Origin of the sequence: Peribacillus sp. FSL E2-0159, assembly GCF_038643155.1 — a bacterium.
GTDB classification, from domain to species: Bacteria; Bacillota; Bacilli; order Bacillales; family DSM-1321; genus Peribacillus; species Peribacillus simplex.
The window spans coordinates 430,106-441,235 of the sequence record NZ_CP152053.1 but is presented as its reverse complement, the minus strand read 5'-3'; the positions used below and the strand labels follow the sequence as shown (position 1 = coordinate 441,235).

7 protein-coding genes, 1 pseudogene and 3 riboswitches are annotated in these 11,130 nt (G+C 41.5%); of the genes and pseudogenes, 2 read left to right on the top strand and 6 right to left on the bottom strand.

The genetic code is table 11. From position 1 onward, the window contains the following. Positions 1–73 precede the first annotated feature (73 nt). From NYE63_RS02250 to NYE63_RS02225, 6 genes are all read right to left on the bottom strand, one after another. Positions 74–916, bottom strand: coding sequence for a transcription antiterminator (locus NYE63_RS02250; protein ID WP_342603918.1), 843 nt, complete (start codon positions 914–916; stop codon positions 74–76). A gap of 153 nt (positions 917–1,069) precedes the next feature. Beyond that, the gene (locus NYE63_RS02245; RefSeq protein WP_342603917.1) at positions 1,070–2,401 is read right to left on the bottom strand and encodes an NCS2 family permease; all 1,332 of its coding nucleotides are present in this window, start codon (positions 2,399–2,401) and stop codon (positions 1,070–1,072) included. Positions 2,402–2,501: 100 nt separating this feature from the next. Next, positions 2,502–2,603, bottom strand: a riboswitch (purine riboswitch). A 221-nt stretch (positions 2,604–2,824) separates the two neighbouring features. Continuing rightward, entirely contained in the window at positions 2,825–4,381 is a 1,557-nt protein-coding gene (gene guaA, locus NYE63_RS02240) for a glutamine-hydrolyzing GMP synthase (protein ID WP_342603916.1), read from the bottom strand. 142 nt (positions 4,382–4,523) lie between these two features. Further along, positions 4,524–4,625, bottom strand: a riboswitch (purine riboswitch). A gap of 36 nt (positions 4,626–4,661) precedes the next feature. Beyond that, a complete protein-coding gene (locus NYE63_RS02235; RefSeq protein ID WP_342603915.1) occupies positions 4,662–6,863 on the bottom strand; it encodes a DUF4129 domain-containing transglutaminase family protein in 2,202 nt (733 codons plus the stop codon). Then, on the bottom strand, positions 6,860–8,053 hold the full coding sequence (locus tag NYE63_RS02230) for a DUF58 domain-containing protein (protein ID WP_342603914.1): 1,194 nt from the start codon (positions 8,051–8,053) through the stop codon (positions 6,860–6,862). The genes NYE63_RS02235 and NYE63_RS02230 overlap by 4 nt, the downstream gene beginning before the upstream one ends. Beyond that, positions 8,053–9,009, bottom strand: a complete 957-nt coding sequence (locus NYE63_RS02225; protein ID WP_342603913.1) for a MoxR family ATPase — start codon at positions 9,007–9,009, stop codon at positions 8,053–8,055. Before NYE63_RS02225 ends, NYE63_RS02230 begins: the two co-directional genes overlap by 1 nt. Before the next feature lie 197 nt (positions 9,010–9,206). Then, a riboswitch (cobalamin riboswitch) is annotated at positions 9,207–9,428 on the top strand. A gap of 157 nt (positions 9,429–9,585) precedes the next feature. Between NYE63_RS02225 and NYE63_RS02220 the strand changes: the two are divergent. Continuing rightward, positions 9,586–10,127, top strand: a pseudogene (locus NYE63_RS02220) (hypothetical protein). Positions 10,128–10,130: 3 nt separating this feature from the next. Beyond that, positions 10,131–11,081, top strand: coding sequence for an ABC transporter substrate-binding protein (locus tag NYE63_RS02215; RefSeq protein ID WP_342603912.1), 951 nt, complete (start codon positions 10,131–10,133; stop codon positions 11,079–11,081). Positions 11,082–11,130 lie beyond the last annotated feature (49 nt).

The window sequence follows — 11,130 nt, the reverse complement described above, 5'->3', positions numbered from 1 at the left end:
ATACCCTCTTTCATAACAATCATTCTCCTCACTTATGCCTGATCGAATCAGTAACACGTAAGTTAATGTATGTTTATTTTATTTTCTTCTGTAATCGTTGGATATGCATCGTTAGATAGACAGCTTCCGCATCACAAACCGGTTTGCCTAATTTCTGCTGCATAATTTTTATTAGCTTCCAAGCGATATTGTAACACAAAGGATATTCTTCTTTCAATAGCAATGCAATTTTTTCGGGCTCCTCTACTTTTTCCCCAGCCAACACCCTGTCTATCATGAATCTTAAATGACGGACCAAACGTGAATAGTCTATGCTATCCTTATTAATTTGTACTTTGAGCTGTTCTTCAACGACTTGGATAAGATGATAGATTAACTGCGAATGCTGATTGACTTCCGATAAGTCTTTATTTGATATTGCGCTATGAATATGAAGCGTAATAAAACCGATTTCCCCTTGTGGTAGGCCTATGCCTGTCTTATCTTGAATTAATTCGATTACATCAACAGCAATATCATGTTCAAAAGGATAAAGGGTTATCGTTTCTTTCAAGAATGGGTTTTTGATAGTCATTCCTTGTGAAACACGCTGAAGGGCGAACAATAAATGATCTGTTAAACCAACATGTATATGTTCATTGAGTTTTCCAGTTACTCGGTCATTAATGAGATGAATGGATTCTATAATGGCAGCTTGAAGATTTTGATCGATCTGCGGCAAAAGTTTTTTGTAACTTTCCTGTTCCTTAACATTTTTCAGGACAAACGTTTTCTCCGCCAGTTCCGGACTCAACTCTTCGCCTTTCTTTCGGTTGAAGCCCAAGCCCTTTCCAATAGAAACGACTTCTCCATACGACGGATGCGTGGCAATCACCACATTATTGTTCAAAACCTTTTCAACGATAAAACCATTCATTTTTCTCCCTCTTTTTTTCTCAAAGTCATCCCTATGCCCCATACAGGATAAAGTACTTAGTACTTAGTCCTTTTACTATACACGATATGAGCTTTCTCTTACAACATGAAAGAAGAGCCCCGAAACCAGGACTCTCCTTACTTACTTGCATTATTACTTCAAGAAAATGAAATATAGTAGGAAGACGACTCCAAGCCCCCACATGATTGGGTGAACCTCTTTAGCTCTTCCTTTCATCGACATAGTGATCGGATAGAAGATGAATCCACAAGCTATACCTGTCGCAATTGAATATGTCATAGGCATCATGATAACCGTAAAGAAGGCCGGAACCGCAATTTCGAACTTCTGCCAGTCAATATTTTTAAGTGATGATGCCATTAGTACTCCGACTATAACCAATGCCGGCGCAGTCACCGCAGATGTCACAACCGAAAGAAGCGGGAAGAAGAAAAGGGATAGGATAAACAGTAAACCTGTCACCACAGCCGCAAAACCGCTTCGAGCACCAGCAGCTACACCAGATGTAGACTCTACATAAGATGTCGTGGTGGATGTACCAAGAATTGCACCTGAAACGATGGATAATGAATCAGCAAGTAATCCTTTTCCCACTCTAGGAAGAACATTATCCTTCATCAATCCAGCTTGTTGCGCGACAGCCACCAACGTACCCGCTGTATCGAAGAAAGCTACGAACAAGAAGGTCAATATTACGATTAACATTTGACCAGTGAAGAGATCACCGGGATTTCCAAAGGCATCGAACGCAACTCCGAATGTAGGTGCTATGCTAGGAACAGCACCGATTATTTTCTCCGGTACCGGAACTTGTCCAAAAATCATTCCTGCAATGGCTGTAATGACCATCCCTATGAACACGCCGCTTTTGACGCCTCTCGTCATCAAAATGACGGTTACCACAATACCAAACACAGCCAATAAAGTATTCCCTGATGTTAAGTCACCCAGTCCGACAAGAACGCTGTCATCATTCGTGATGATTCCAGCATTCTGAAACCCTACAAAAGTAATGAATAAACCGATACCGGCTCCAACTGCGTATTTCAATTCAACTGGAATTGCATTAATGATTTTCTCACGTATTCCCGATAGGGAAAGCAAAACGAAGATAATACCTGAAATCAATACTCCTGATAAAGCCGTCTGCCAAGGAATTCCAAAACCAAGTACAACGGTAAAAGCAAAGAAAGCATTCAATCCCATACCCGGAGCAAGCGAGATTGGATACCTGGCTATGAGTCCCATCAATATCGAGCCGATTGCAGCTGCTAAGGCGGTCGCTGCAAAAACCGCTCCGTAGTCCATTCTCAATTCATCCGGATAGTCCTCGATACTTTGTAAAGTCAGCATTACAGGGTTAACAACCAGGATATATGCCATTGAAAGGAACGTAGTCAGTCCACCAAGTATTTCACGGCGATAATTGGTTCCCAGCTCGTTAAACCGAAAATAATTTTTCATTATGAGTCTCCCCTATCATAAAATCGTGCCAACAGAAAATGCCCCATTCGGTTCCGAACGGGGCTTGACTGCGGTCATGTACAGAAGTGGCGATTTATCCTCGCCAATCCATCCACATCGTAGTCAAGCCGTTCACGGCAGCTTGGTAGAAACTTTTGGGCCATATCCCCAATATTATACGACAATTATGTTTTTTTATTATTATAGGTATAGTGTATCAGTCACCAAAATAATCGTCAATATATCAACCGAATATTTTTTATGTAATTTTAGGCAATGTTCGCGTTTCGCTATATATTCCTTACTTATCACCACTATATATTCGCCAACATACGTGAAATGTAAGTAAACGACATATTCAAAATTTTTAACCAAAAAAAATCAGTGAAGGTTAATTCCTTCACTGATTGGATGATTAATGTTCTATTCCCACTCGATCGTTGCAGGCGGCTTAGACGTAATGTCATACACGACGCGGTTTACATGGTTTACCTCATTAACGATTCTCGTTGAGATGATTTCAAGTACATCCCATGGAATTCTTGCCCAATCGGAAGTCATTCCGTCAATGGATGTAACTGCACGGATCCCGATTGTATAGTCATACGTACGCGCATCGCCCATTACCCCTACGCTTCGAATGTTAGGAAGCACCGTAAAATACTGCCAAATTTCGCGTTCCAAACCATTCTTTTTAATTTCTTCACGTAAGATATGGTCAGATTCACGAACGATTTCAAGTTTTTCATCTGAAATTTCACCTAATACACGAATACCTAAACCTGGACCCGGGAACGGTTGACGCCAAACGATTTCATCTGGAATGCCCATTTCACTTCCAAGTGCACGCACTTCATCCTTGAATAGAGTGTTCAAAGGCTCAATCAATTTAAATTGCATATCTTCCGGCAGACCGCCAACGTTGTGATGCGATTTAATTGTTTGTGCAGTGGCCGTACCACTTTCAATAATGTCTGTGTAAAGTGTACCCTGTGCAAGGAAATCAATCCCTTCGAGCTTCGTTGCTTCGTCATCGAATACGTAGATGAACTCGTTACCGATGATTTTCCGTTTTTGTTCCGGATCTGAAACGCCAGCAAGCTTCGATAGGAAACGTTCTTTTGCATCGACCTTGATTACGTTCATATTGAAGCCTTCTCTGAATGTTTCCATTACACCTTCGGCTTCCCCTTTACGAAGTAATCCATGATCAACGAAAATACATGTCAGCTGATCGCCAATCGCTTTATGGATCAATACAGCAACAACGGATGAATCAACTCCGCCGCTCAAAGCGCATAACACTTTTTTATCTCCGACCGTTTGGCGGATTTTCTCCATCTCGATTTCAATGAAGTTCTCCATTGACCAGTCACCTTTGCAGCCACAAACGCCGAATACGAAATTTTTCAAAATGTCATTACCGTATACGGAATGACGGACTTCAGGATGGAATTGCACGGCATACAATTTACGTGACTCGTCACTCATAGCCGAAATTGGGCAAGACGGGTTCGTCCCATCAATTTTGAAACCTTCAGGCGTTTCCACTACTAAATCGCCATGGCTCATCCAGACGATTTGTTCTTTCGGCAGGTCACTGAATAACTTAGACTCATTTTGGATGGCAAGTGTCGCTTTTCCGTATTCACGGTTTTTCGCTGGTTCCACTTTACCGCCAAAATGTTTAGTCATTAGCTGCATGCCATAACAAATACCGAAAATCGGTAGGCCCATTTCGAATATGCGTTCATCACAACCAAATGCAGTTGCATCATAAACACTGTTCGGACCCCCTGAGAAAATTATTCCAGTTGGGTTCATTTTCTCGATTTCTTCTACAGTAATTGTATGAGGATGAAGCTCACTGTACACACCAAATTCGCGGATACGACGAGTGATCAATTGATTATATTGGCTTCCGAAATCAAGTACTACGATCATTTCCTGGTTTTTTTGCAATTCTGTTTTCCCCGGCACAAACGTCACCTCTATCAATGTAATTCACTCATAAAATCGAGTGATAATTTCTTATAAAAAATATTATCATAAAAAAAGAAAAACTAAAAATCCACCCTCAAAAATACAGAAAAAGTATAGACGAAGGCAGATTTTCAGCTTTCCTGTTAAAATCCGCCTTCATAGTCAAATCATTTACGGTGATTCGGTAGAAACTTTCGATCCATATTATCGAGGATATATGAAGGATATATTAGTTTAAGTTAGTTTTTGTTATTGTATCAATATAATAAAAACCTGGTCAAGAGCTAGTTTTTCTCATTAAGCTTTCCCAACCCTTTTGAAAGTGTTTCCATTCGCCATCTTCCACGTCTCCCCGATATAACATTAACTCGTATCCAGCCGTCAATTCACTCATCTCATCTGTATCGTACACTGCATCCACATAAGCGGCGTACTCCCTTAAAGTTTGCCCCTCCGGACGAACTAAACCCGCTCGTTTTAATTGTTTCAATAATATTAAATAAGCTGTCGAGAAATGAGCACTGGAGTTCCTTCTATAACGAAAAATCTGCAGATGAGGAATCCACTTCCTTCTGAAGAAATAACCAATAGAAGCGAGAATCAATAAACCTGACAGTGTGGTAGCAGTCCATTTTAAGAACCCTTCCATGTTCTCAATACCAATTTTCACGGAAGATTGAGTTTCCCTCTCTGGTGTGTCCTGGCGTTCCCTGGTCTCTTTCTTTGGTTGCTCTTCATTAATTGGGGTTTCTTCAGGGTTCTTGATCACTTCCTGTTTCAATTCCGAATCGTAAAATTCAACTTCCCCATTGAAACCCTTTGTCGGCTCGAAGGGAACCCAGCCTATCCCTGAAAAATAAACCTCGACCCAGGAATGTGCATTATTATTGGTCACCTTATAAACGGATTCGCCATCAAGGATTGATTTTTCGCCTTCCGTATAGCCCTTTACCCACCTTGCAGGAATATTGGCGGCTCTTAGTAAAACGACCATTGCACTTGAAAAATTATCGCAATAACCTATCTGTGTCTCGAATAAGAATTGATCGACATAATCTTGATTGCTCTCCGGATACGGAATATCGTCCTTAGAATAAATGAATTCAGGTCCGTCAAAATAATTCTCAATGGCTTTTGCTTTATCGTACCAATTCGTTTCACTCCTTGTAAGCCGGGATGCCAATTCATATATCCGGTTTGGCAATCCCTCTGGAAGCTGAGTGTTTTTTTCCATTAATAAATCCATCGCTTCGTCGGGTTCCGTTACCTTCCTTAACTCAGCTATATCAAAACTCGGCATATCATAAACCAACTCATACTCTTTCATGGACAGTGGTTCGCCAGTACCCTGTTCGGAAATAACTTTGTCCATACCCTGATAATATTTGAAATCCATTCCGTTTTTGCCCTCAATCTTTTTTAAATACCCGGACTGCGGATGAAGGATATGGGAATATGATTCCGTCATGGACACTTTTGCCGTCATTTCTTCTGTTCTTACCACTTCAGGAACGTCGTAAATATCTAAAGATGCCATATCCTGCCCGTTGGAAAAAGTGTGAAAGTCCGTTTCCAGTAAGGAAACCCACCCTTTACCGGTATAAATATCCTTGTTCTCGACTTTCCAGTAATGTCCTGCAGGAGCATTATTATAAAAAACGATGGAATTATCCGGCTCTATCGAACCGCCAAGATCCGAATCGTCTTCATCATATCCGACACTTTTACGCTTCGAATCACCGTCTTCATTCCCCGCTTTATCAGAATAAGAAGTAATATAAGGCACCGGGTCCGGCCACTGCGGAGAAAGCTTTGGGGCAGCGAAACCAACAAGGACACTTACCAATATCATGCCGGTCAGCATCAAGATCCACTTATTGATGGAAGAAATCGGAAACTTAATCCTCTCCTGTATCGTTAGTCGCAGCAGGGACAGCAGGCCAAGCATCAAGAACCCGATGATGATGATTCTAATCATTGCCTTGTCCCCCACATAAGGAGTGAATGTGTCAAGTACAGATATGAAAATCACCGTTAACATAAAAAAGAAAAAGATGCTTTGCCTCACCATCACCCAGTAATGAATCAAATATGTTACAAGCCAAAGAAGGACAAAAAATAGTAACGTTCGAAATGGATTTGTGATCAACTCCCAATTCCCATCATATATAAAACCAAGATTGCCCTTAAAATCCGCTAGAAATCCTTTCAGCCATGACAATTGAAATAAAGCGTCTTTTGAATGGAGGAACTGTAATGAAATCATTATATAAGCACTAATGAGAATAAATCGGATTGACCAATGTATGCGGAAATAATGCAGTAGTAGGGAATAGAGCAAAAATAAGATAAAAATGATGATATTACCTGTATCGGTGAGTTTATCGACAGGCCTTAACCATTCAGTAATCAACAACAGACCAAATACATACATGAGGACGTGCATGAACCTTTCCAATCTTTCGCTTGTGACATTCATTTCGCCATCACCTCTGATCTGACAGACTTTAGTTGGCCATGTTCAAAAAAGCTAACCTTTATCCCCCTCGAAACAGCTGTAGAACTTGACAACCTTTCCTGATCAGTAAGATCTGCCTGTTTCTTTACACATACCATTAATCCCTGATTAGGCCGGAAAGCACTCAATATGTCCACCTTTTCTAAGGTTAAGTCTGAAACGATGAATATCACAGCAGCATTTGCCGGAAGAATTCCCTTCCTGACATTTTCGTTCAATGCGTTTGAATCACTTGGCTCTTCTTTAACAAGTCGGTAAAGAATCTTTCGTTTCTGGTTATTTCCTGCTGCTGCCGGTATGATTAACCTCGATCCCATACTCACATACCCAATTTCCATGCCTTTCTTCAACATGGCGTGTGCAATGGAAGCCGCCATTACAATGGATTCTTCAAATAATTCCGAAGGCTTTTCATCAAGCATGATGAATGCATCCCGGTTTTTCTGCACTTCGAATTCCTTCGTCATGATTTCACTCGTTCTAGCCGTCGCCTTCCAGTTAATCCATGACAACTGATCGCCTGGCTGATATTCCCTTACCCCGGAGACCACTGAATGTTCCCGTTGTGTTTTCTTTGTTGAAACCACTGCCCCCTGATTGAACACTCGATCAAGATCACTGTAGGCAAGCTCATGATAACGAGGAAAAACAGTTATTTTCAAAGGTGAACTATATATCGCTTCCTTTTCGACTAGCCCGAAAAAGTCCCCAATCCAAAAGCGGATCGATTGAAACGAATGATCTCCGCGCTGCAAGTTTTCCAATGTATATGACATGCTGAAGGTACGCTTGAATCCCGGAAAGATAATTATTTTCCTTTGGAAACCCCTATCTTCCATCTCCTGAGGCAATTCCTCCTCTACCACCATAAATAATAGGGGCAGCCGGTTTTTACGGGTAAACGTCAATGCTATCTCAACAGATTCGCCGGCCTGGCATTCCCTTTTATTGACCTTTCTCTCAACGGTAAAATCATGCAGCGGATAAAACAGCAGGATCAAAGCGTACACAGAAAACGGCAAAAATGAATAAAAAATGAACCAACTGACAAAACCGCCTTGAAACATTGCATAGCAAAAGGAAACGGTTATTAGTAATACAAGTCCGATCACACCCATATTTCCCCTTAAAATGTTGATGATTTTGCGCATTAGGTCACAGCCCGCTTCACAGGCACTTGTGTTGTCGCGACAATTTCATGTATCACCATTCCAGCATCGAAGCCATCATAACTCGCTTCAGGTTTCAAAATAAGCCGGTGGGAAAATACGAATGGAACTAAATATTGAACATCGTCCGGCAGAACATAGTCCCTGCCCTGGATCAGCGCGTAAGCTTGGGCTGCCTTCATCAATGCTATCGACCCACGCGGGCTTACCCCTAAATAAACCCCTTCATGCGTACGTGTATGATTCGCCAATTCAACAATATATCGTTTTATTGTGTCATCCACTATCACCGCTTTTACCTCAGCCTGTAATTCTATCAATTCATCCAAGGTGATGACGGATTCCAGTTCCTCTAGCGGTGCTGTGTATTGAACCCTATGAAGAACCTCTATCTCTTCTTCCACACCTGGATAGCCCATTCTCATTTTTAATAGGAATCTATCCAATTGAGCCTCCGGAAGCGGATATGTTCCCTCGTACTCGATCGGATTTTGTGTCGCCATTACGAAGAAGGGCTTCTCCAATCCCCTTGTTACACCATCAATCGTCACACTTGCCTCTTCCATGGCTTCAAGCAATGCAGACTGAGTTTTCGGCGAGGTCCGGTTAATTTCATCAGCTAAAATAATATGTCCCATTATCGGACCTGGCCTAAAAATGAATTCTTGTTCCTTAGCATTGAAGATTGAAACACCAGTAACATCAGAAGGAAGTAAATCAGGTGTGAATTGAATTCGCTTAAAGCTTGCACCTATTGATTTTGCCAGTGCCCTTACCATGACTGTCTTTCCCACACCCGGAACATCCTCCAATAAGACATGTCCACCGGAAAGGAGTGCCACGATGCTTAGTTCTGCTATATCCCGTTTTCCGATAATCACCTTTTCGATATTCCCTAGAACCATTTCCAGTTTTTGATTGACCTGCTTATAAATCATTCTCTACCTCCCGAGATTCACAGATTCACATTATCACTATTATTTCATACGTTTTCAATATCACGTATTTTACATTAAGATCCAATTAAACCTTACATTGTAAGTTTACTAGATATTCGGTAAACCATAAACGAATTTGTCTAAAAATATTAATGCGGCTTAATGAAAAAGGTATGGTAAACTGTTGCTAAGTGAATATGAACCTTGCAGAAAAAGGTGCTGCCTTGTCAGCTTAATAGGGAATTCGGTTTAAAACCGAAGCTGTTTCCGCAACTGTAAGTGCTAATGAAATAAGATGCATACCACTATTTGAAGACGGTAATCGTATGCCGATTACCGTCCATTTAACCCAAATGGGAAGGTTCTTAGAGTAAAATGACGCACAAGCCAGGAGACCTGCCTTCATTCATCGTATTATGCTCTTCGGAAGATAGGAGATTGTACGGCTCTCCCATCTTTTTTCTACTACAGATACATAGATGCCCGAAGCCGACCAAACCTCTTGGTCGGCTATTTGTTTTGCTGGAAAAAGCAATACGGAGGTCATTCACCCAATACGAAAAAGGAGGAAGAGTTATGGCAAAGAAAGACTTTCGTTTTTTATGCTACCCATACATGCGACCGTATCAACCGTCGATTTTGAAATCCGTACAAACTCATTGACGACACAAATCGGCTTGGCCGCCTCGCTTACTGAGGATGTCCCCGAAGTATACCGTGACTTAATGGAACTGTTGCCCATGGCTTACCATTTAAATGGTTCAGTTCGTGGGAAATTAGCCATTACCGGCGATGATCTCGACCGTTTAAGTGCAATCTACGACCGGTATGTCGCTGAAGTGAAAGATCGAATCGAAACGTTCGTCCTTCCACAAGGCTCAACCGCAGCATGTACTTTGCATACTTGCCGAAGTGAAGCCAAAAAGTCCGTGCGTGCTTTACACAAGGTAAGTCTGGAGAGGGAAATTCCAGGAATTCTATTTGATTACGCTCACTTGCTTGCAAATGTATTATTCGCGATGGCAGTCTACGTCAATAAGCAACAGGGGATCGAGGAGATTCCATTTATAAGTAAATCATACCCAACCAAACCCACGAAAACGAAAACGGAGGAATAAATAATGAAGAGAACCCTACGATTCAGTTGGATTTCCATGCTGATGCTTACCCTTTTCCTTTCCGGATGCGGAGTAAACGATGATCAAGCCGCACCGGATAATAAAGATACTAAGAAGGCCGAAGAAATCAAGGACTATACCGTTACGGATGATACTGGTAAGAAAATAAAATTCGAGAAAATCCCGGAAAAAGTCGTTTCACTTCAGCCAAGCAATACGGAAATTTTATTTGCCCTTGAACAGGGTGATAAAGTCGTTGGTGTGACAGACTTCGATAATTATCCAGAGGAAGCAAAGAATATCGAACATGTTTCTGACTCTGTTAATATCAATGCAGAAAAAATCATTGCCTTGAAACCTGATGCCATCATAGCTTATACCATTGGTGATGAAGCGACACTGAAACCACTCGAAGATGCCGGCATCCCTGTGTTCATCATTAAATCTGCGGCAAATTTCGATGATGTATACGGTGATATCGGGCAGATTGCTAAAGTGATGGGTGTTGCCGAAAAAGGGGATGAATTAGTGAAAGATATCAAATCCCAAATTGCAAGTGTCGAAGAAAAAGTGGAAACTTTAAATGAAAAGGAACAAACATACTTTGAAATTAGCCCTGCTCCAGAAATCTATACAGCAGGAGCTGAAACATTCCAACATGAAATCCTGGATACTGCCGGCATTAAAAACATCTTTGATGACCAAAAAGGCTGGGTTAAGGTATCTGATGAAGAGATCGTCAAAAGGAACCCTAAATCCATCATCACCACTGCCACGTATACAGATGATGCTGTTGGTGAAATTAAATCACGTAAAGGCTGGGAAGATATCGATGCGGTGAAGAACGATGACGTCCATTTGCTTGATGAAAATGTCATGTCACGTCCTGGACCAAGGATCGGGGAAGCTGTTGAACTCGCAGCAAAGACTGTTTATCCTGACTTGTTCAAATAATACGAAAGGAGGATGCGCCAATGGCGCATCCTCTTCCTTTCCCGCTCCG